The 21,554-nt window shown below is 70.7% G+C and carries 13 protein-coding genes; 1 reads left to right on the top strand and 12 read right to left on the bottom strand.

Annotated elements, in window-relative coordinates:
• Positions 1 to 75: 75 nt before the first annotated feature.
• Positions 76 to 1,209 (top strand): FMN-dependent L-lactate dehydrogenase LldD, encoded by a 1,134-nt coding sequence (gene lldD / locus ABDK56_RS10850; protein WP_349808292.1) that lies wholly within the window; start codon positions 76 to 78, stop codon positions 1,207 to 1,209.
• 10 nt (positions 1,210 to 1,219) lie between these two features.
• Here lldD and fucP read toward each other — a convergent pair whose 3' ends face one another.
• The 12 genes from fucP to ABDK56_RS10790 form a co-directional block, all read right to left on the bottom strand.
• Complete coding sequence (fucP, locus tag ABDK56_RS10845; RefSeq protein WP_349808291.1) at positions 1,220 to 2,485, bottom strand: L-fucose:H+ symporter permease; 1,266 nt, start codon at positions 2,483 to 2,485, stop codon at positions 1,220 to 1,222.
• 25 nt (positions 2,486 to 2,510) lie between these two features.
• Positions 2,511 to 3,263, bottom strand: a complete 753-nt coding sequence (locus tag ABDK56_RS10840) for an L-fucose dehydrogenase (RefSeq protein ID WP_349808290.1) — start codon at positions 3,261 to 3,263, stop codon at positions 2,511 to 2,513.
• A complete protein-coding gene (locus tag ABDK56_RS10835; RefSeq protein ID WP_349808289.1) occupies positions 3,260 to 4,537 on the bottom strand; it encodes an L-fuconate dehydratase in 1,278 nt (425 codons plus the stop codon). The genes ABDK56_RS10840 and ABDK56_RS10835 overlap by 4 nt, the downstream gene beginning before the upstream one ends.
• Positions 4,534 to 5,379, bottom strand: a complete 846-nt coding sequence (locus ABDK56_RS10830) for a fumarylacetoacetate hydrolase family protein (protein ID WP_349808288.1) — start codon at positions 5,377 to 5,379, stop codon at positions 4,534 to 4,536. The genes ABDK56_RS10835 and ABDK56_RS10830 overlap by 4 nt, the downstream gene beginning before the upstream one ends.
• 10 nt (positions 5,380 to 5,389) lie before the next feature.
• Positions 5,390 to 6,130 (bottom strand): SDR family oxidoreductase, encoded by a 741-nt coding sequence (locus ABDK56_RS10825; RefSeq protein WP_349808287.1) that lies wholly within the window; start codon positions 6,128 to 6,130, stop codon positions 5,390 to 5,392.
• A gap of 87 nt (positions 6,131 to 6,217) precedes the next feature.
• A complete protein-coding gene (locus ABDK56_RS10820; protein ID WP_349808286.1) occupies positions 6,218 to 8,140 on the bottom strand; it encodes an alpha-L-fucosidase in 1,923 nt (640 codons plus the stop codon).
• Entirely contained in the window at positions 8,137 to 10,362 is a 2,226-nt protein-coding gene (locus ABDK56_RS10815; protein ID WP_349808285.1) for a hypothetical protein, read from the bottom strand. The genes ABDK56_RS10820 and ABDK56_RS10815 overlap by 4 nt, the downstream gene beginning before the upstream one ends.
• 26 nt (positions 10,363 to 10,388) lie before the next feature.
• Positions 10,389 to 12,716 (bottom strand): GH92 family glycosyl hydrolase, encoded by a 2,328-nt coding sequence (locus ABDK56_RS10810; RefSeq protein ID WP_349808284.1) that lies wholly within the window; start codon positions 12,714 to 12,716, stop codon positions 10,389 to 10,391.
• Positions 12,713 to 14,149 (bottom strand): glycoside hydrolase family 125 protein, encoded by a 1,437-nt coding sequence (locus ABDK56_RS10805; RefSeq protein ID WP_349808283.1) that lies wholly within the window; start codon positions 14,147 to 14,149, stop codon positions 12,713 to 12,715. Before ABDK56_RS10805 ends, ABDK56_RS10810 begins: the two co-directional genes overlap by 4 nt.
• Entirely contained in the window at positions 14,146 to 16,641 is a 2,496-nt protein-coding gene (locus tag ABDK56_RS10800) for a glycoside hydrolase family 3 C-terminal domain-containing protein (protein ID WP_349808282.1), read from the bottom strand. Before ABDK56_RS10800 ends, ABDK56_RS10805 begins: the two co-directional genes overlap by 4 nt.
• Positions 16,638 to 19,223 (bottom strand): beta-mannosidase, encoded by a 2,586-nt coding sequence (locus tag ABDK56_RS10795; protein WP_502959295.1) that lies wholly within the window; start codon positions 19,221 to 19,223, stop codon positions 16,638 to 16,640. The genes ABDK56_RS10800 and ABDK56_RS10795 overlap by 4 nt, the downstream gene beginning before the upstream one ends.
• A complete protein-coding gene (locus tag ABDK56_RS10790) occupies positions 19,220 to 21,472 on the bottom strand; it encodes a beta-N-acetylhexosaminidase (protein ID WP_349808281.1) in 2,253 nt (750 codons plus the stop codon). The genes ABDK56_RS10795 and ABDK56_RS10790 overlap by 4 nt, the downstream gene beginning before the upstream one ends.
• Positions 21,473 to 21,554: the final 82 nt, after the last annotated feature.

Here is a 21,554-nt window from a genome sequence, read left to right as displayed (position 1 = left end):
CACCTTGCCAGTGCCCGGCGGCTTCGCCAAGCCATCGCCCATGACGCATCGAGCGAGCGGCTGGGCATTTTCGCGATGAGCGCGGTCGCGCCCGGCGAATTTCGCGCCGCGGCGAAGCGCCGCCTGCCGCGCTTCCTGTTCGACTATCTCGACGGCGGCGCCTTCGCCGAGTCGACGCTCGCGCGCAACGTCGCCGACCTCGAGCGGATCGCGCTTCGCCAACGCGTTCTTCGCGACGTGTCCGACGTCGATCTGTCGGCCCGGTTTCTTGGCCAGTCGCTTGCTCTTCCGGTCGCGCTCGGCCCGGTCGGGATCGCCGGCATGTACCGGCGGCGCGGCGAGGTGCAGGCGGCGCGCGCGGCGCACGCGGCGGGCATTCCCTTTTCGCTGTCGACCGTGTCGCTCTGCCCGCTCCGCGAAGTGACCGCCGGGGCGCCGTCGGGACGGACCTGGTTCCAGCTCTACGTCATCCGCGACCGCGGCTTCATGCGCGAGCTACTCGGCGCGGCGAAGGATAGCGGCGCCTCGACCTTGCTGTTCACGGTCGACATGGCAGTCCCCGGATCGCGCTACCGCGACCGCCGCTCGGGACTGGCCGGGCGCGGCGCGGGCATGCGTCGCCTGCTCCAGGCGGCGAGCCACCCGGGCTGGGCGTGGGACGTCGGGTTGAACGGCCGCCCGCACCTGCTCGGCAACCTCGCGCCGGTGCTCGGCGAGGCGAGCGGGCTCGGCGACTACATGGGCTGGCTCGGGGCCAATTTCGATCCGAGCGTCCAGTGGCGCGACCTCGACTGGATCCGCGAGATCTGGGACGGACCGCTGGTAATCAAGGGCGTTCTCGACCCCGCCGACGCGCGTGACGCCGCCGCGTTCGGGGCCGACGGAATCGTCGTGTCGAACCATGGCGGTCGCCAGCTCGACGGCGCGCTGTCGAGCGCCGCCGCGCTTCCCGCGATCGCCGAGGCGGTCGGCGACCGGCTGACCGTGCTGGCCGACTCGGGGGTCCGCTCGGGGCTCGACGTGGTGCGGATGCTCGCGCTCGGCGCGAAGGGCGTGCTGCTCGGCCGGCTATGGGTCTATGCGTTGGCCGCGGAGGGCGAGCGCGGGGTTGCGCGAATGCTGTCGATGATCGCCGAGGAGATGCGGGTGGCGATGGCGCTGACCGGGGTGCGCACCGTCGGCGAGATCGACTCGCGCCTCCTCGCCTGACAACGCCCGCCTAGCGGCTCTCGCCGGCGACCTCGTCGATTCGGCGCGCGCCGAGTGCGAACGCGAGGATCACCAGGAACGCCGCCGCGGGCACCAGCATCGCCATGCCGATCCCCGCCGAGTCCGACACGCGTCCCATCAGCGCGGTCAGCGCCGCGCCGCCGATGATCGCCATCACCAGCAGCGACGCGCCCGCGCGGCGAAGCGGCCCCAGCCCGTCGATCCCGAGCGCGAAGATGGTCGGGAACTGGATCGACATGAAGAAACTCGCGGCGACCAGCATCAGCAATCCCGGCCGTCCCCCGACCAGCGCCGCGGCTAGCGCGAGCAGGAGGCTGATCGCGGCGAAGCCGGCGAGCAGCCGGCGCGGGGCGATCCGGCTCATCAGCGCGGTGCCCGCGAAGCGGCCGACGCTGAACAGGCAGAGGCTTGCGAAAAGATAGTTGGACGCGTCCTGTTCGAGCAGCCCGGGCACGTTGGCCTGCGCGTAACGGATCGTATAGCTCCAGATCCCGACCTGCGCGCCGACGTAAAAGAATTGGGCGAGCGTCGCGAACAGCAGGTGGCGATGGCGGAACACCTGCGCGAAAGGCACCGGCGCGGCTTCGGCCTCGGCCAGCGCGTGGCCGGGGAAGCGGATCAGCGCCGCCGCCAGCGCGAACGCCAGCACTACGAGGCCGATGACGAGGTAGGGCGTCTGCACCGCCATCACCGATTCACGGTAGAAGGCTTCGCGCGCGGCCGGGTCCATCGCCGCGACCGCCGCATCGTCGCGGGCGATGTGCGAGAGGATGAAATATTTGCCGACCAGCACGCCGACCAGCGTGCCGACCGGGTTGGCCGCCTGCGCGAAATTGAGCCGCCGGGTCGCCGTCTCTGGATCGCCGAGTTCGATCATCAGCGGGCTCGCCGAGGTCTCGAGAAACGCCAGCCCCGCCGCGATCACGAACAGCGCGACGAGGAAATAGGCATATTGGCCGAGGTGCGCCGCCGGATAGAATAGCAGCGCGCCCGCGGCGTAGAGCGTCAGCCCGATGACGATCGCCGCCTTGAACCCCCGCCCGCGCGTGACCATCGCGGCGGGAACCGCGAACAGGAAATAGCCGAGGTAGAAGGCCTGCTGGACGAAGCTGGTTTCGAAATCGGAGAGGGTGAACGCCTTCTTGAACTGCGCGATCAAGATGTCGTTGAGGTTGTTCGCCATCCCCCACAGGAAGAACAGCGACACGGTGAGCGCGATCGCCGGGGCGAAGCGGCGGGACGAACGGTCGGTCATCGGGCGCGTCTCCATCGACAGGCGATCAGCCGAGCGCGCGGTCGAGGTGGACGTAGCCGCCGTCGACGAACAGCCATTGGCCGGTGGTATGGCCGGCGCGCGCCGACAGCAGGAACAGGATGGTGTCGGCGACCTGCGCCGGGCTGGTCATCTCGCGGTGCAGCGGGATGTTCGCGGTGATCGCGCCGCGCTTGGCCTCGGGATCGGGGAAGCTGCCCAGCCAGCGCTCGTACAGCGGGGTCGCGACTTCGGCCGGGACGACCGCGTTGACTCGTACCCCGTCGGCGACGAGGTCGACCGCCCATTCGCGGGTGAGCGAGAGGATCGCGCCCTTGGCGGCGGCATAGGCGCTGGTCGATCCCTGCCCGGTCAGCGCGGTCTTCGACGCGACGTTGACGATCGCGCCCCGGCTGGCGCGCAGCGCATCGGCGGCGTGGTGCGCCATCGCAAAATAATGGACGAGGTTGCCATCGAGCGAACGGCGGAAGTCGGCCGGGCTGCGGTCGAGCCCGACTCGGTCGTTGGCGCCGGCATTGTTGACCAGCCCGTCGATCCGCCCGAACTTCTCCAGCGTCCGGCCGACCGCGTCGGCGCACAGCCGGTCGTCGGACAGCTCGCCGATGATCGTCAGTGCGGAGCGGTCCTCGCCCGCCGGCGGTTCGCGGCAGACGTTTACCGGCAGCGCGCCTTCGTCGGCCAGCCCGGCGATCGCCGCCGCCCCGATGCCAGAGCTTCCGCCGGTCACGATCACGACGTTGCCGGCGAGCTCGAGATTCACGCGACGTGCCTGAAGTCGTACAGCGTCTCGGGCCGCATCTCGATCGAATAGCCGGGCCTTTTGGGCGGCATGTAGGCGGCGTTTCGGATCACGCACGGCTCGAGGAAATGCTCGTGCAGATGGTCGACATATTCGATGACCCGTCCCTCCATCGTGCCAGAAAAGCAGATAAAGTCGATCATCGACAAGTGCTGGACATATTCGCACAGCCCGACCCCGCCCGCGTGCGGGCAAACCGGCAGGTCGAACCTGGCGGCGAGCAGCAGGATGGCGAGCGCTTCGTTGACCCCGCCCACCCGGCAGGCGTCGAGCTGGACGATGTCGACCGCGCCGCTCGCCATGAACTGCTTGAACATGATCCGGTTCTGGCACAGCTCGCCGGTCGCGACCTTTACCGGGGCAATCGCTTCGCGGACCGCCTTGTGGCCGAGGATGTCGTCGGGGCTGGTCGGCTCCTCGATGAACCACGGCTCGGCGAAGCGCAGCGCGTTGACCCATTCGATCGCCTGGTCGACGTCCCACACCTGGTTGGCGTCGATCATCAGCGTCCGGTCGGGGCCGATCACCTCGCGCGCGATGGTCACCCGGCGGATATCGTCGTCGAGGCTCTGCCCGACCTTGAGCTTGAGAAAGTTGAACCCTTGCCCGACCGCTTCGTGCGCGAGGCGGCGGAGCTTGTCGTCCGAATAGCCGAGCCACCCCGCCGAGGTGGTATAACAGGGGTAGCCCTCGGCCTCGAGCCGGGCGATCCGCTCGGCCTTGCCGGCCTCGCGACTACGGAGCAGCGCAAGCGCCTCGTCGCGCGTGATCGCGTCGGTCAGGTAGCGAAAGTCGATCGCGTCGACGATCTGTTCGGCGCTCATCTCGGCGACCAGCCGCCATACCGGCTTTCCCGCCGCCTTCGCCCACAGGTCCCAGATCGCGTTCACCACCGCGCCGGTGGCGAGCGCCATCACCCCCTTGTCGGGACCGACCCAGCGAAGCTGGCTGTCGCCGGTGAGGTGCGCCCACATCTTGCCCGGATTGTCGCGTATCCAGTCGAGGTCGAGCCCGACGACGAGGTGGCGCATCGCCTCGATCGCGGCGACGCACAGCTCGGTGCCGCGACCGATGGTAAAGGTCAGCCCGTGGCCCGACAGCCCCGGATGCTCGGTCTCGAGGATCACATAGGCGGCCGAATAGTCGGGATCGGGATTCATCGCGTCCGACCCGTCGCGATCGACGCTGGTCGGGAAGCGGAGGTCGAAGGTCCGGAGGGAAGTGATCGTGGTCATAGCGCCTGGACGATCCGTTGCCGTTGTTCGCCGAGCCCGTCGATTCCGAGCCGGACGGTCTGGCCTTCGCGAAGATAGGTCGGCGGCTTCTGCCCCAGCCCGACGCCCGGGGGCGTTCCGGTGGAGATGATGTCGCCGGGGTGAAGCGTGCAGAAGCGGCTGACGTAGGCCACCAGCTCGGCGACGGTGAAGACCATCGTCGCGGTGCTGCCGTCCTGGAAGCGATGGCCGTCGACCTCGAGCCACAGGTGGAGCGATTGCGGGTCGGGCACCTCGTCGCGGGTCACCAGCCACGGGCCGATCGGGCCAAAGGTGTCGCACCCCTTGCCCTTGTCCCAGGTGCCCCCGCGTTCGAGCTGATATTCACGTTCGGACACGTCGTTGACGACGCAATAGCCCGCGACATGGTCGAGCGCCGCCTCGACCGGCACGTTGCGCGCGGCATCGCCGATGATGACGCCAAGCTCGACCTCCCAGTCGGTCTTGTTCGATCCGACCGGGATCTCGATATCGTCGTCGGGGCCCTGGATCGCGCTGGTCCACTTGCCGAACACGACCGGTTCGGCGGGAACCTCGGCGCCGGTCTCGGCGGCGTGGTCCGAATAGTTGAGCCCGATACAGACGAACTTGCCGCTGCCCGCGACGCACGCGCCGATGCGCTCGGCGGCCGGGACGATGTCGAGCGAATCGAGGTCGAGCGCCGCGATCTCGGCAAGCCCGGCGCGGGTCAGGCGATCGCCCGCCAGGTCGCCGATCACGGCGGGGAGCGCACGCCGGGTCCCGTCGGGATGGACGATGCACGCGCGTTCCGCGCCCTTGCCGCCGCAGCGCATCAATTTCATCGCCGCCCCCTCAATTGACCCAGCCGCCGTCGACGACGTTGACCGAGCCGGTGGTGAACGCGGCTTCGTCGCTCGCGAGATAGGCGATCAGCGCGGCGACTTCCTCGGGCCGGCCGAGCCGCCCCATCGGCTGGCGCGCGACGAAGGCGTCGCGAGTCGCCTCAACGGTCTCGTGGCGCGCCTCGGCCTGCGCCGACACGCGTTCGCGCAGCGACGGCGTGTCGACCGTGCCGGGGCAGACGCAGTTGCAGCGCAGTCCCCTGGCGACGAAATCGGCCGCGATCGCCTTCGTCATCCCGATCACCGCGGCCTTCGATGCGCCATAGGCGAAACGGTCGGGAACGCCCTTCACGCTGGACGCGATCGACGACATGTTGACGATCGCGCCGCCGCCTCGTTCTAGCATCGCGGGGATGAATGCCCGGCACAGCCGGTACATCGCGGTGACGTTGAGGTCGAACGAGCGCGCCCAGTCGGCCTCGTCGCAGTCGAGGATCGACCCGGCCGCGACATAGCCGGCGATATTGGCGAGGACGTCGATCGGGCCGGTTTGCGCTGGCAGCGCGGCGATCGCGGCCGGGTCGGTCAGGTCCATCGCCAGCCGCTCGACCCCGCCGATCGAGGCGAGCGCACCCGCGTCGCGGTCGAGCGCCCAGACGGTCGCGCCCTCGTCGCGAAGCCGCTCGGCGAGCGCTCGGCCGATGCCGTTGCCCGCAGCCGTGACCAGCGCGATTTTCGACGTGAACCGCATGAACCTCCCCTTGCCGTGACCATCGACCGAAACTTTTCATCAGTCAACACGATTTTATATTTACGAATAGACGCTGCCGCTGGTGCCTCATCCGGCCCGGATTCCCGCGATCCCCGCAATCGCCAGCCGCGCCGCCGGGACCGCGGTCGCGTCGAATGCAAAGCGCAGGAAGCGCGCGTTGACGGGCGCGCCGAAGCGGATTCGCTGGGTCGCCAACGCATAGGCGATGTTGGCGAACTCGCCGCTCGCCACCGCATGCCAGCGCGTCCCGTCGACGCTCGCCTCGACCCGGTAGCCGCGCGGCGGGGCGGCGCCGTCCATCACGTGGCGCGACGGGGTCAGGCTGAACCCGTCGAGCGCTTCGACCCGCCCGAGGTCGAAGGCGACGGTCGCCGGGTGGCCCGGCGTCGGGGCCGGCGCGGCCCAGATCGTCCCCGCGTCGTCGTCGAGCAGCGCCTGTGCCCCCGGGGCGCTCGCCGCGACGATCCGCCAGTCGCGCGCGGCCAGCACCGTCGGGTCGCGCGTGACCACCGGCGCGACGGGGACGGGCGCGACCGAGCGGAACAGCGCGAACTCGCCGATCGCCGGGCAGGCGCTGCCCTCGACGATCCGCAGGCGGACCCGGCGCGGTGCGATCGGCGCGGGCAGGCGGATGATGCGCTGCGCCGAAATGCATTGCTTGTCGGCGAGCTGGGTCCAGCGCCCGTCGATCTGCGCCTCGAGGACGAACCGCGTCACCCGGATCCCGAGCGGAAGATATTCGCGCAGCCGGATCGTGTCGAACCGCGTCCCCGGCGCGAGCTCGAGCGTCAGCGTCGGCGTCACCACCGCGTCGGGAGTGGTCCAGTAGGTGTCGCGATTGCCGTCGAGCACCCTCGCTGGCGAATGCGCGGCGTCACGGACCGCGCTGGCGGTCGCCACCGCGCGCCGGGCGAGGTCGGTGGCGAAGGTGGCGCGGATTGAATCGCCGAAGCTTTTCAGCGTGGCGACGTCGTGGTCGGCGATCCGCCCGCGCTTGTCGGGGGGCAGGTTGAGGTTGAGGTTGGTGCCCCGTCCGACCGACTCGTCATACAGCCCCACCAGCCGTTCGGGCGACTTGACCTTCGAATCCTCGTCGGCGTGGTAGAACCAGCCGGGCCGGATCGACACGTCGGTTTCGGCGGGCCACCACAGCGCCGCGCCGCGCACGCCCGAATTGCCGTATTTCTCGTCATAGGGCTCGTTCGGCATGGTCGGCCAGCACGGGTCGCCCGCCACCCCGTCCTCGTTCCCAACCCAGCGGATGTCGGCGCCGAGCGGGTCGAAGGTGCACGCCATCGGCTGCAGCCGGTGGACCAGCGCGACGATCGAGGGCCAATCGTAATAGCGCGGCGCGTCGATCTTTCGCGTTTCGCGCGCGCCGCCATAATAGCCGTCGCCGCCGTTGGCGCCGTCGAACCAGACCTCGAACAGCTCGCCGTAGCGGGTCAGCAGCTCGGTCAGCTGCGCGCGGTAATAGGCGACATAGGCCGGACGGCCATAGTCGGGATGGTTGCGATCCCACGGCGAGAGATAGACGCCGAACGGAATTCCGCCGCGCCGGCACGCCGCCGCCATCTCGCCGACGATATCGCCCTTGCCGCCGCGGAACGGCGAGTTGCGGATGCAATGCTCGGTCAGCCGGGTCGGCCACAGGCAGAAGCCGTCATGGTGCTTGGCGACCAGGATCAGCCCGTTGAGGCCGCCCGCCTTGGCCGCCGCGACGATCTGGTCGGCGTCGAAATCGGTCGGGTTGAAGAGGCGCGGGTCCTCGTCGCCATAGCCCCATTCCTTGTCGGTAAAGGTGTTCATGGAAAAATGCATGAAGGCGTAGGCCTCGCGTCCGTGCCAGCGCCATTGGCGCGCCGACGGCACGGCGCCCGACGGCGCCGGATCGACCCCGCGGCGGCCCTTGCGGACCCGCGCGATCGACGGCGTCGCCGACAGCGCGAGGCTGGAGGCGACGAGGTGGCGGCGGCTGATATCGGTCACGGGGTTACTCCTTCGGGGATTAGCCAGACTTCGGCGACCTGGTGCCCGCGCCCGCTGCCGCCCATGCCGGGCGGGCGGGTCCAGGCGAGGTCGAGCGTGCCGCTCGCCGTCGCCGCGCGCGGCACCGCGACGGCGACGGTCTCGGGATTCGCGGCACGCGCGCGGAACGGGTGGAGCGCGATCCGGCCGTTGGCGACCAGCCGCATCGGCAGCGCGTAGTCCTCGCCCGCCCAGGTCGCTTCGAGCCGGTAGGCGCGGCGCGGGTCGAGCCCCTCGTAATGCAGCCGCAGCGGCGCGTCGTAGAGCGATTCGGCGTAGCTGATCTCGGACATCCGCCAGCCGTCGGCGGGGGTGCGGTCGGCGATCCCGTCGATCGCGGTGCGAAAGCCCTGCGGGTCGTCGTCCAGCCCGACGCCGCGCACGAGGTGCGGTTCGTGCTCGGGGTCGCCGAGGTCGTCGTACAGCGCGCCCTCGGCCAAGCGCGCGCGGTCGGCGAGGCGGGCGAGCGCGGCGCGATCGCCGCGGGCGGCGACGATTCGCGGGGTGAGCCACGCCCGGTCGTCGAGCGGCACGTCGACTCGGTCGAGGTTGGCGCCGCGCTCGACCGCCGAGGCGCCGTAGAGCGGGATGCTGAGCTGGAGCCGCGCCGTGTCGAACAGCCGCCGCGCGAGCGCGAACAGGCGGGCGCGGAGCGCGGCGGCGCGGGCGGGATCGGGGACTCGGTAGGCGGCGAGCGCGGCCTCGGCATCGCCGCGGCGAAGCGCCTCTGTCGCTGCCGCGTCGCGCGCGCGCGCCGCGACGAGCCGCGCGCGGACCAGCGCGTCGTAGACCGCGCGATAGCGCAGGCTGTCGGCCCGCCATCCCTCGCCGCCCAGCCGATCGATCGCCGCCAGCGTCGGGCCGATCGCCTCGTTCGCCGCGGGGTCGCCGATCCAGTTGCGTTCGAGCGCGAAGGTCGCCTCGCCTGCCGCGACGTCGCCGACCACCGACCGGCCGTAATCGGCCATGACGGCGTGCGGATCGGCGTCGGGGGTCCAGCCGAGCCGCATCCACAAATACTGGTTGGCGTCGTCGTTGACTCCTTCGGAGTAAGTGACGAAGCCGCTCGTCAGCGGGGCGAGGCGGCGGAAGATGCGGGTAAAGGCGGCCGGGCGCGGATCGATCGGCTCGCGCCCCTCGGTCAGCGCGAAGGCGGGGCTCCAGCGGTCGACCGGAAATTGCGCGTGCATCGTGTGCGCAATGTCGGGGTAGAGCTGGACTTTACAGGCGCGAGGGATGCGGGCGCGCTGGACGGGAAGCGGGTCGCGCGACTGCGGCCCGACGAAAATGCCCGACAGCCACGCCGGGCGGCGGTCGAGCTCGGCGTAAAAGGCGGTGTAGCCCGCCGCGTCGAATCCCTGCGTCGACAGCCACACCGTGCTCGCCGGGTTCGCCTGCCGCGCGACCGCTGCGGCGCGGCGCGCGACCGCGAACAACAGCGGCGGCGGCGTGTCTCCGGGATCGCCGCCGGGAATGTAGAGCGCGTCGACCCTCGGCAGCGCCTTGAGCAGCGCGCCGAGCCGCGCCATCTCCACCGTGACCGCCGGCGTCGCGCGATAATCGCCCAGCAGCGGGTAGTAGAGCGCGAAATCGATCCCGAGCCGGTGCGCGATCCGCCCGATCCCCGCCAGCGTCGGGACTGGCGGGGCGGGGAACAGCGGGCTGGTCGCCGCGTCGTCGGACAGCGGGGCGATGACCTGCACCCCGCTCGCGCCCCACAGCGCGAGGTCCTCGATCCGCCGCCGAAACATCGGCAGCGTCCACGCATCGTAGCTGTTGTTCTTCGCGCGGTAGCCGATCTGGGTCAGCCGCGCCGCATAGGTGGGGCTTGCATCAACCGGGCCCGCGATCGCCAGCGTCCCAGGCTCGCGCCACGCCCGAAGCGCCCAGCCCGAGCCATAAACGAGTCCTCGGGTCGAGCTTGCGGCGATCACCGTCGCCGGCCCGACGCGGCGCACGGCATACCCTTCGCGCGGCATCGCGCGCGGCCGCGTTGCGGGCCATCGTCCCCGAAGCGACGGCGGCAGCGCCGACGCGACGTTCGCGAGCGGGGCGACGACCAGCATGTTCACGCATCGCCGGCGCGGCATCGCTTGTCCCCGCCGCTCCGACAGGCGGGCGGCGAGCAGGTCGGCGGCGATCTCGCCGCCCGGGCCCGCGACGACGCACTCGACCCGTGCCATCGCCGCCGTCGGAGGCGCGGCGGCGATCACACCGGCGGGCGGTCGAACGAGGGCGGACGGTCGGCGGCCGCCCGGCCGAATTCGCGGTTGGGGGCGTCGCCCATGACGAAGCGCAGCGTCCCGCCCTTCACCAGCGTCGCATGGTCGATCCAGCTTCGACGCCACGGCTCGCCGTTCCAGTTGACGCTCTGGACGAAGGGCCGGTCGGGGGCATTGCCGACCGCCTCGACCACCAGCCGCTTGGTTCCAAGCCGCACCTCGGCGCGGTCGAACAGCGGGCTGCCGAAGACGTAGACGGTGCTGACCGGATCGACCGGGTAGAAGCCGAGCGCCGACAGGATGTACCAGGCGCTCATCTGCCCGCAGTCGTCGTTGCCGATGATCCCGTCGGGGTCGTTCTTGTAGAAGCTGGTGCACAGCCGCCGCACCAGCGCCTGCGTTTTCCACGGCGCGCCGACATAAGCGTAGAGGTAGGGCGCGTGCTGGTCGGGCTCGTTGCCGTGGGCATATTGGCCGAGCATGCCGCTGATGTCGGGGGGCGCATTGGCGGGCAGCGTCGAGGGCGCGCTGAACAGCGCGTCGAGCTTCGCCTCGAACTTCGCGTCGCCGCCGAAATGCGCGATCAGCCCGTAGATGTCGTGCTGGTTTAGGAAGGTCGCCTGCCAGCCGTTCGCCTCAGTGTAATCGCGCCACCAGGGTTTCGGCATATGCCCCAGCTGGATCGGGTCGTAGGGCGTCCACCAATGGCCGTCGTCGAACCGCGGCCGCGCGAAGCCGATCGAGGCGTCGATCACGTTGCGCCAGTTGCCCGACCGCGCGCGAAGCCGCCGCGCATCCTCGCTCGCGCCGAGCGCCGCGGCGATCGTCGCCGCGGCATAATCGTCATAGGCATATTCCTGGGTCCGGCTGACGCTCTCGAAAAAGAGGTCGGCCGGGACATAGCCCTTGCGATCATAAACCCCGCGTCCGAGCATGTTGTCCGAGCCCTCGTCGGCAAGGTCGAAGCTCTTGCGGCGGATCACCGGCCAGGCGGCGGCATAGTCGGCGGGGATTCCCTTGGCCTGCGCCTCGGCGAGCACCGCGACCCCGTGCCAGCCGATCATCGTGTTGGTTTCCTTGGCCTGCAGCGGCCACACCAGCGGGCCGAACGGCGACTGATGCGTCTGGCGGATCATGTCGTCGACCAGCAGCTTCGCGCGCTCGGGCGCGACCAGCGTGAACAGCGGGTGGAGCGCGCGGTAGGTGTCCCACAGCGACCAGGTGCTGTGCGCCGCGCCGCCCGCGGGAACCCGGTGGACCGACCCGTCCATCCCGACATAGCGCCCGTCGACGTCCGAAAAGAGCGTCGGCGACAGCATCGCGTGGTAGAGCGCCGAGGCCATGATGACCCGCTGGTCGGCGCTCGACCCCTCGACCCGGATGCGGTCCGACATGTCGGACCATTCGCGCCTGGCGGCGGCGCGAACCCGGTCGAAGTCCCAGTGCGACGCCTCGGCCTTCAGGTTCGCGCGCGCGCCCGCCACGTCGACCCCCGACAGGCCGCAGCGGACGAGGATCGGCGCGCCCCCCGCCTCGTCGAAATGGAGCACCATCTTGAGCCGGTTGCCCGCGACATGCCTCGTCCCGGCGGGCTGCTCGACATCGTCGTCGCCGTAGAAGGTAACGCGGTCGGGCCGGCGCGACAGCTGCATCGCGAAGAAGATCTTGCGGCCCTTCGCCCAGCGGAACACCTGCCGCCCGCCGGTGATCGTTCCGTCGGGGTGGAGGGTCAGCTCGGCGTTGCGGATCAGCGGCGGGTCGTCGGACTTGTCGAGCACGAGGTGCGACAGGTCGATCAGCAGGTGCCCCGGGCCGCGCGGATAGCGGTAGCGGTGCCAACCGGTGCGCGCTGTCGTCGTCAGCTCGGCGCGTACCCCAGACGAGAGGTCGACGCGGTAATAGCCGGGCTCGGCGTGTTCGCCGCTGTAGGTCTGGCGGTAGCCCTGGCCCGGGTCCTTGAGCGGACCCGGCAGCAGCTTGACCGGCCCGCCCGTCGGCACGACCAGCACGTCGAGCATGTCGCCGATCCCGGTCCCCGACAAATGGGTGTGCGAGAAACCCATGATCGAGCCGTCGCTGTGATAGTAGCCCGAACAGGTTTCCCACCGCTCGACGTCGGTGTCGGGACCGAGTTGCACCATCCCGAACGGTAGCGTCGGTCCCGGGTAGGTGTGGCCCTCGCCGCCGGTGCCAACGAACAGGTTGGGGCGCGCGGCGGGCGGCATCGGCTTCGCCCAGTCCGGGCGGGCGAGGGGCAGCGCCGCGATCGACGCCGACGCGGACGACAGCAGGCCCCGGCGCGTCAGGCGGATCATGCGAACGACTCCTGCAGCAGGTGCGGGCGCCTGGCGGCCAGTTCGACGACCAACTCGCCGAACAGGCCGTTGGCCCAGGCGAACCACGGGCGGGTGAAGGTAGCGGGCGAATCCTTGGCGTAGGTTTCGTGGATGAAGCCGGTGTCGGCGTCGGTGTCGCGGATCTGGCGAAGGCAGGCGCGGATCGTCGCCTCGTCGCCGGTCGAAAAGGCGCGAACCAGCACCGACATCGGCCAGATCAGCCCGAAACCGGCGTGCGGGCTGCCCAGCCCGTCGCCGTAGCGGCCGCGAATGTAATAGGGATTGCGATCGCTCCACGCCGCCGCCGCGCTGCGCTGCCACAGCCCCTCGTCGCCGTCGGGGACACAGCCGAGAAAGCGCAGGCCCGACAGCGACATCTCGCTCGAATCGTCCATGAAGATGGCGTTGCCGAAGCCGTCGACCTCATAGGCCCAGACGGTCTCGCCGCTGGCCAGCCGCATCGTCCCGTGCGCGCGCACCGCCGTCGCCACCTCGTCGGCCAGCGCGGCGGCATCGCGGGCGAGCGCGTCGTCGTGGCGGATCGCCGAAGCCATCGCCGCCAGCTCGCGAAGCGTCGTCACCGCGAACAGGTTGGCGGGGATCGACAGGCCGAACAGCGTCGCGTCGTCGGACGGGCGGAAGCCCGAGTTGATCAGCCCGACCGCGCGGGTCGGGTTGCCCGTGCCCCACAGCAGGGTCTCGGTCGGCTGGTTGGCGGTGCGCCGGAACCGGTACGGCCCGTCGCCCGCCTTGCGCTGCTGCTCGCGGAAAGTGCGGACGATCGCGCGCCCCGCCGCGGCCCAGGTCGAATCGAACGGCGCGGCATCGCCGGTGGCGCGCCAGTAGGCGGAGCCGAGCCGGATCGAGTAGCAAAGCGAATCGATCTCCCACTTCCGCTCGGCCACCCCGGGGCGCATCTCGGTCTCGTCGGTCTGCGCCCAGCCGAGCGAGGTCTTCGCCGACGGGTCTTCCATGAAGGCGTTGGCGTAGGGATCGATCAGCACCGAGCGCGCGTGGCGGCGGACCAGCCCGCGGAACAGCGCGGTCAGCGGCGCGTCGTTCTTCGCCAGCCCGAGATAGGGCCGCAGCTGCGCCGAGGAATCGCGCAGCCACAGGCACGGGATGTCGCCGGTGATGACGAACCCGTCGTCGGCGGTGACCCGCATCACGGTCGTGTCGAGCGTGTTGGGGAAGCAGTTGCCGAACATCCAGCGCAGCTTCGGGTCGGCGATCCGCGGCGACACGCGCGCGATCAGCCGCTCGACGGCCGGGCTGCGATAGCGGCGCTGGCCCGCGGGCGGACGCTTGCTGGCGAAGGCGGAAGGCTTCGCGAGGGCGGGCGCGGCGGCGAGGGCGGGCGCGGCAGCGATCGCTCCTCCGAGCGCGAGCAGGCTTCGCCGGTCGATCGTCATTTGGGTAGCTCCTGCGCGGCACCGGTGAGGGTGAATTCGCTCCACTGGCCCGGCCCGTCGCCGGGCGGTCCGTCGCCGACCCACAGCCGGTAGGTGCCGGGAACGACGCGGCGGACGCCCGCGCGGTCGACCGTGCTCATCATCCGCGGCGAAATCGCCAGCACGATGCGCGCGGCCTCGCCGGGGCCGAGCGAGCGGCGCGAAAAGGCGGCCAGCTGGCGCTGGAGCATCGGGTCGGTCATCGCCGGCGCCTCGGTCGACGCGGGCGGCACGAGATAGGCCTGCACCACGCGCTCGCCCTTGCGCGCGCCGGCGTTGCGAAGCGGGACCTCGACCGCCAGTGAAGCCCCGACCGGAAGGCGCGCGGCGTGGGTCGCGCCGCCGATCGCGATTTGTGCGAAGCTGAGGCCGTGCCCGAATGCCCACTCGGGCTTGCCGGTGAAGAAGCGGTAGGTGCGTTCCTTCATGCCATAATCGACGAAGGCGGGAAGGTCGGCGGTCGCGGCGTAGATCGTCACCGGCAGCCGCCCGCCCGGGTCCTCGTCGCCCGCCAGCACGTTGGCGATCGCGGTGCCGCCTTCCTCGCCCGGATACCAGGCGTAGAGGATCGCGTCGGCGCGCACGTCGCCGAGCGCGACCGCGCTTCCGGCGGTGACGACGACCACCAGCGGCTTGCCGGTCGCGGCGAGCCGGTCGAGCAGGCGGCGCTGCGCGGCGGGAAGCGCGACATCGGTGCGGTCGCCGCCCGCGAAGCCGGGCGCCTCAACGTGAAGCGCCTCGCCTTCGAGATCGGGCGACAGGCCGACCACGGCGACGGTGACGTCCGACGCGCGCGCCGCCGCCTCGGCCTCATTGAGCAGTGCGTCGGCGGGCGCGCGCCATTCGAGCCGCAGTCCCTCGTCGCCCCCGAAATGGTCGAGATCGACCGCGATCGGCAGCGGCCCGGTCGCATCGACGGTTAGCCTGAGCGGCTGGTCGCCGATCGTGCCGCCGACCAACTTTCCGCCGACCGACAGCGCGATCCGATCGTGCGGCGGGCAGGCGTGCCAACAGGCGGTACCCGACAGCAGTAGCTCGTAACGGCCGGGGGCGGGGGGTACGAAGCGCCCGCGCCACTGCTGGCGGAAAGGGGCGGTGCGGGTGAAGTCGAGGTCGATCGTCCGCGCGATCGTCGTCGCCCCAGCCTTGCCGTCGCGCGTGACGGTCGTCGCCAGTCCGCTCGCCCCGTCGCCCTGAAGCGCGGTTTCGGGAAGCAGCACCGGCACCCCGTCGACCAGCGCCGACCCCTGCGCATAGCGCACCGCGCCGAACCGCTTGCGGATTCCCGCCAGCGGGGTCACCGGGTCGATCGCGGTGCCGTGGTAATTGGCCTCGAGGATGTTGAGGTCGTCGGCATCGGCCCCGACCACCGCGACCCGCTGTGCCTTGAGCGGCAGGATCGCGCGGTCGTTTTTCAGCAGCACCAGCGATTCGACCGCGGCGCGACGCGCGAGCGCGCGGTGCGCGGGCGAGTCGATCGCCTCGGCGCCGATCCGGTCCCATGCCGAGGGCGCGAGTAGCGCGCGCCGCATCGCCACCGCGCGCCCGAGCGCAGCGTCGATCCGGCGCTCGCTCACCAGCCCGAGCCGAACCGCCCGCGGCAGCGCCGCATAGGCCGAGCCGCAGTTGAGGTCGGTCCCGCCGTTGAGCGCGGCGGCGGCGGCGTGCGCCGCGTCGGGCTGGCTATGGTGGAACAGCCAGATGTTCGACACCGCGTCGCAGTCGGACACGGTCAGCCCGGTAAAGCCCCAGTCGCGCCGTAGCCGGCCGGTCCACAACGACTCATTCGCGCACACCGGCGTGCCGTGGATCGCGTTGTAGGCGCACATGACCGACCGCGCCTTGCCCTCGGTAACCGCCATGCGGAAGGCGGGAAGGTAGGTCTGTTCGAGATCGCGCGGGCTGACGTCGACCGAGAAGCTGTCGCGCCCCGCCTCGGGGCCCGAGTGGACGACGAAATGCTTGGCGGTCGCGATCGTCTTCGGATGGAGCGGGTCGGGGCCCTGAAGCCCGCGGATGAAGCCGACCGCGAGGCTGCCGGTGAGGAATGGGTCCTCGCCATAGGTTTCCTGCCCGCGCCCCCAGCGCGGGTCGCGGAAGATGTTGATGTTGGGCGACCAGATAGTGAGCCCGCCGAACAGCGGCGCCCCGTCGCGCCCGTGCCCGATGTTCCACTTGGCGCGTGCCTCGGTCGCGACCGCGTCGCCGACCTGTTCGAGCAGCGCCGGGTCCCACGTCGCCGCCAGCCCGATCGCCTGCGGGAAGACCGTCGCCGCGCCGTTGCGCGCGATCCCGTGCAGCCCCTCGCTCCACCAGTCGTAGGCGGCAAGCCCGAGCTTGGGGGAGGCCGGCGCCTCGTTCTGGAGCTGCGCCGCCTTTTCATCCAGCGTCATCGGCGGCAGCGGCGGGCTCGCCGCGCCCAGCAGCAGGCTCGCGGCGAGCGGCCCGATCATTGCGGCCCCAGCGTCGAGACGCGAAGCGCGCGCGCCAGCGCGGCGGCGTCGGCGGCGCTGTCGACCGCGATCGTCCGCGTTTCGCCGGGCAACAGGTCGAAGCCATTGTCCGACGGGTGCGCGGGAACCGTCCCGAACGACAGCCCGACCGCGCGGGCTAGCCGCTGCGCGGTCAGCGTCACCGACTTGCCCTGCCAGCGTACCGTCAGCCCCGGGGAGGGATAGGCCATCTGGCGCGGGCGAAGCCGTTCGACCACGAGGCGGCTGACGGTCCTCCCGTCGATCTCGAGCGCGGCGACGGCATAGCTCGATTGGGGCGGCGCCGATCCGAACAGCGCGGCGTCCGACGGCTTGGCCACCTCGGTCGCCGACAGTGGCGGCAGGGTGACGTCGTGCGTTTCGTCGTGGAGCGTTCGCCCGTCCATCGTCATCGCGGTCAGCCGCCAGCGCGCGGCGATCGGCCGGGTCGAATCGGACAACAGGCTGATCTTCGTCGCGCCGTCGCGATGCTCGGCGACGATCGCCTGCGGGGCGAAGAAGCGGCGGGCGTTATATTGCAGCAGCTTCCACTGGCCGTACCAGTCGATGCTCGCCCAACTGATCGCGGGCCAGTCGTCGTTGAGCTGCCAGAACAGCGAGCCCATCGTCGTCGGGCGGCACGCGCGGTGGTGCCGCGCGGCGAGCCCGATCGCCTCGGCCTGCATCGCCTGGCTCAGATAATCGAGGTCGGCGAAATCGCGCGGCTGACGATAATAATCCTTGAGGTAGAACAGGATCCGCGAATTGCCCTCGCCGGCCAGGAATTTCTGGTGCGCCTTCATCACCGGGCTGTCGCTCGTGAGGTCGGGCGTCCCGGCGAAGCGGGCGACGGTCGACAGGTCGGGCATCCCCTGGAAGCCATATTCGGACATGAACCGCGGGCAGGCGTCGGTGTAATTCTCGATCGGTTTCGATCCCGACCACACGTCCCAATAGTGGCGGTCGCCGCTGGCATCGGTGTCGACCGGCCCGTCGTAATCGGTCGAGGGCGAGCCCGGCCAATAAGGCACGCCGATATCGTTGGTCAGCACCGCGTCGCGAAGCACCCGGTCGAACAGGACGGTCATTCCGGTTGCGACCTGTTCCTGCGCGTCAGGTCCGATCGCCTTGGCGAAATCGCGCCGGTCGGACCAGTTGGCCCAGCCGCTCAGCACCTCGTTGCCCCCTGTCCAGATCACCAGCGAGGGGTGCGCCTGAAGCCGCGCGACCTGCTCGTCCGCCTCGGCGGCGACGCTCGCGCGATAGGCGGCGTCGGGCGGCGGAACCGCGCCGCCGAACATGAAGTCTTGCCACACCATCAGCCCGAGCTCGTCGGCGATGTCGTAGAAGCGATCGTCGGGATAATAGCCGCCGCCCCACACGCGGACCATGTTCATGTTGGAATCGCGCGCGTCGGTCAGGATTCGCCGCTCGGTCGCCGGGTCGACTCGCGAGGGGAAGACGTCGAACGGGATGACGTTGGCGCCCTTCATGAAGATCGGGATGCCGTTGATCTTAAGGCCGAACGCCCCTCCGCCGCGGATCAGCTCGACCGTTCGCAGCCCGGTGCGGCGCACGATCGCCTGCCCGCCGTCGAGCCGGGTCGAAACGGTGTAGAGCGGCTGCGCGCCATAACCGGCGGGCTGCCACAGGCGCGGCCGGTCGATCGTCAGCGGCAGCGATACGATATTGCTGCCCGCGACCAGCGCGGCGCGGCGCGCCGCACTCCAGCGGCGCCCGTCGGGACCGGTCACCTCAACCGCGACATCGGCCTCGCGCGGCGCGTCAGCGACGACCGTCGCGCGCACGGTCAGGCGTGCCTCGGCGGCCGAGACCGCTTCCTGGTCGACCAGCGCGCGGTCGAGCCGCGCCGAATCCCATGCCTCGAGCCGGACGTCGCGCCATGGGCCGATCGCCACGATCCGCGGTCCCCAGTCCCAGCCATAATGATACTTCGGCTTGCGAATATAAGGCGAGGTCTGCTTGCCCTTCGGCTCGTCGCCGAACGCGCTGTCATATTCGCCGGGCAGCGGGCTGGCGGTCGCCAGCACCATCGGCTGCAACTTGCGAATCGGCGAGGCGAAATCGATCTCGATGACGTTCGCGCCCGCGTGAAGCAGCGGCTTGGCGTCGGCGCGACAGCGGCGGTGGGCGTTGTCGACGCTCAGCAGCGCGCGGCCGTTGACCCGCACCGTCGCGAAAGTGTCGAGCCCGTCGAACACCAGGTCGAGGTGATCGCGGCGCAGGCTCGCCGGGTCGATCGTCAGCGTCGTTCGATATTGCCAGTCGGTCAGCCCCGCCCACTGGATCGCCGCCTCGTTGGTGCCGAGAAAGGGATCGGGGACGATGCGCGCGCGAATGAGGTCCTGCTGGACCGTGCCGGGGACGATGGCCGTTAGCCAGCGCGCGGCAGCGGGGTGCGCGGCGACCATCGCCTTGTCGGCGGGGTCGATCCGCACCTGCCAGCCGCGATCGAGCGGGGTCGAGGTCAGCGGCGCAGCAAGTGCGGACAGCGGTGTAAACAGCGGCGCGATCAGCGCGGCGGCGAGCAGCAAAACCCTCACTTCAGGTCGACCGATCCGACCGCGTAGATCGGCCCCGACACCGGCGCGGTGAAGGTCATGCACAAATCGCCGTCGGCTTGTCCGGCAGGGAGCGCGCCGTCGAAGCTCAGCTGGTTGGGCGCGCTGGCCGGGTCGGGCAACGGGAAGGTCGCGATCGGCGGTCCCGCGCAGCCCGCGGCGCGAACGACCAGCTCGCCGAACCGGGTCGCCGGGTAATAAGCTTTCAGCTTGTCGAAATCATGCGCCAGCCCGAGGTTGCGCGGCAGCCGCCCGACCGCGACATGGAACGCCGAGGCGACCGACAGCGGCGCCGCTTTCCACACGAGGCAAAGGTCCTTGAAATTGCTGTCGTAGGCCGGCGCGAAGCCGGGGGCGTCGGGGGTGATCCCGAAGCGAAGCTCGATCCCACCGCTGCATGCCGACAGCTCGTTGGTGTCGGCGTGGAGCCAGCTCGCGCGGTCGGCGCGATAGGCGCGCGGGTTCGACAGGTGGATCCCGTCGCGTCCGAAGGCGGCGGCCTTGACCAGCGTGCCCGCGCGCAGGCTCAGCGGCCCGGTATAGGCGCGCGACCGCGAGGTCGGATCGCTGCCGTCGGTCGTGTAGCGGATCGTCCCGTGCCCGGTCTGGTTCGACAGGCGGACGCTCGCCCGCCCGCGTCGCACCGCGTCGGCGCGGCTGCCGTCGAGGCCGTAGGCGACCGCGAAGGCGCTGTCGGCGGCGGGCATTCCCTCGCGCCGCCAGCGTTCGACCTGCGGTTCGAGCCGGCCGAGAAAGGCGGGGAAGTCGCGCGCCGCGCGCGGCGACCACACCCCCTCGGCGAACGCCGCGAGGCGGGGAAAGGTCGCCCACCACACCCGCTCCGGCGTCACCAGATATTCGGACCAGGCATTGGCCTGCGCGCCGAGCACATGGCCCTGGTCCTGCGGCGCGATCCCGGCGGGCATCGCGTCGTAGCCGTAGATCGTCTGCAGCGTCATCGCCGGGTTGGCGGGGCGCATCGGCGGTTCGCCCGGAAGCCACCCCTGGATGTTGTCGAGGTAGAGGATCGGGGCGGGCGACAAGATCACGTCGTGGCCTGCCTTCGACGCGACGATCGCGCCATTCTCGCCCTGCCACGACATCACCACCGCCGACCGGGGCAGGTCGCCGCCATTCAATATCTCGTCCCAGCCGATCAGCCGCCGTCCGCGCGCGCGGAGGTAGGCGTCGAAGGTCCGGATCAGCGACGACTGCAGCGCATCTTCGCTCTTGATCCCCTCGCGCTTCATCAGCGCCTGGACGCGCGGGCTTCGTTCCCACTGGTCCTTGACGGCCTCGTCGCCGCCAAGGTGGATGTAGGGGCCGGGGAAGATGGTGAGCAGCTCGTCGAGCACCTGTTCGACGAAGCCGACTCCCGCGGGGCCGGGATCGAGCAGGTAGGGGTTGACCCCCCAGTCGCCCGATACCGGCGGCCGGTCGCCGAACACGCCTAATTCGGGGTAGGAGGCGACGATCGCCTGCGCGTGGCCGGGCAGGTCGATCTCGGGGACGATGGTGATCGCGCGCGCCTTGGCATAGGCGACGAGGTCGCGCAGCTGGTCCTGCGTGTAATAGCCGCCGTAGCGCGGGCCGGGCGCGGCGCTTCCGGCGGTCGGCTCGCTGCGCCACGCGCCGATCTCGGTCAGCTTGGGATAGCGCTTGATCTCGACCCGCCAGCCCTGGTCGTCGGACAGGTGGAGGTGGAGCATGTTGAGCTTGAGCGCGGCCATCTGGTCGATCGTCCGCTTGAGCGCGTCGATCGGCTGGAAGTGGCGCGCGACGTCGGCCATGTAGCCGCGCCACTTGAAGCGCGGCTGATCGACGATCGTCAGCGCGGGAAGCGTCACCGGGCGGCCGTAGGCGGCGTCGGGGCTCAGCAGTTGCGCCAGCGTCATCGCGCCGTGGACCAGCCCGGCATCGCCCGACGCGGCGATCTCGACTCCCGCCGGCGCCACGGTCAGGCGATAGGCCTCGGGATCGGCGATGGCGGAATCGCGGACGAAGCGGATCGCCCCACCGCCGCCGCCGCGCAGCGCCAGCCCACGATCGGTCCGCGCGCGCCCCGCGAGCAGCGCCGCCGCATTGGCTTCGCCGGGATCGCTTGCCGCGATCGCGGTCGACGAATCGACAGTGAAGGCGCCGCCGTGCATCACGACCTGGGACGGGGCGGGGACGAGCGGGAGCGGCGCCGGCGAGGCGCCCGCCGCGAGGAGCGCGAGAAAAGCGATCATGAGCGCAGGCCCCCTGACATGCTGGCTGGCAATATGGTCATTAACGCCTCACAAGAAGGACCGGTCAAGCAACGTTAGCGTT

Origin of the sequence: Sphingomonas sp. ASV193 (genome assembly GCF_040203355.1) — a bacterium.
GTDB lineage: Bacteria > Pseudomonadota > Alphaproteobacteria > Sphingomonadales > Sphingomonadaceae > Sphingomicrobium.
Note: the sequence above shows the minus strand (reverse complement) of the source record. Positions and strands in the feature narration are given on the sequence as shown.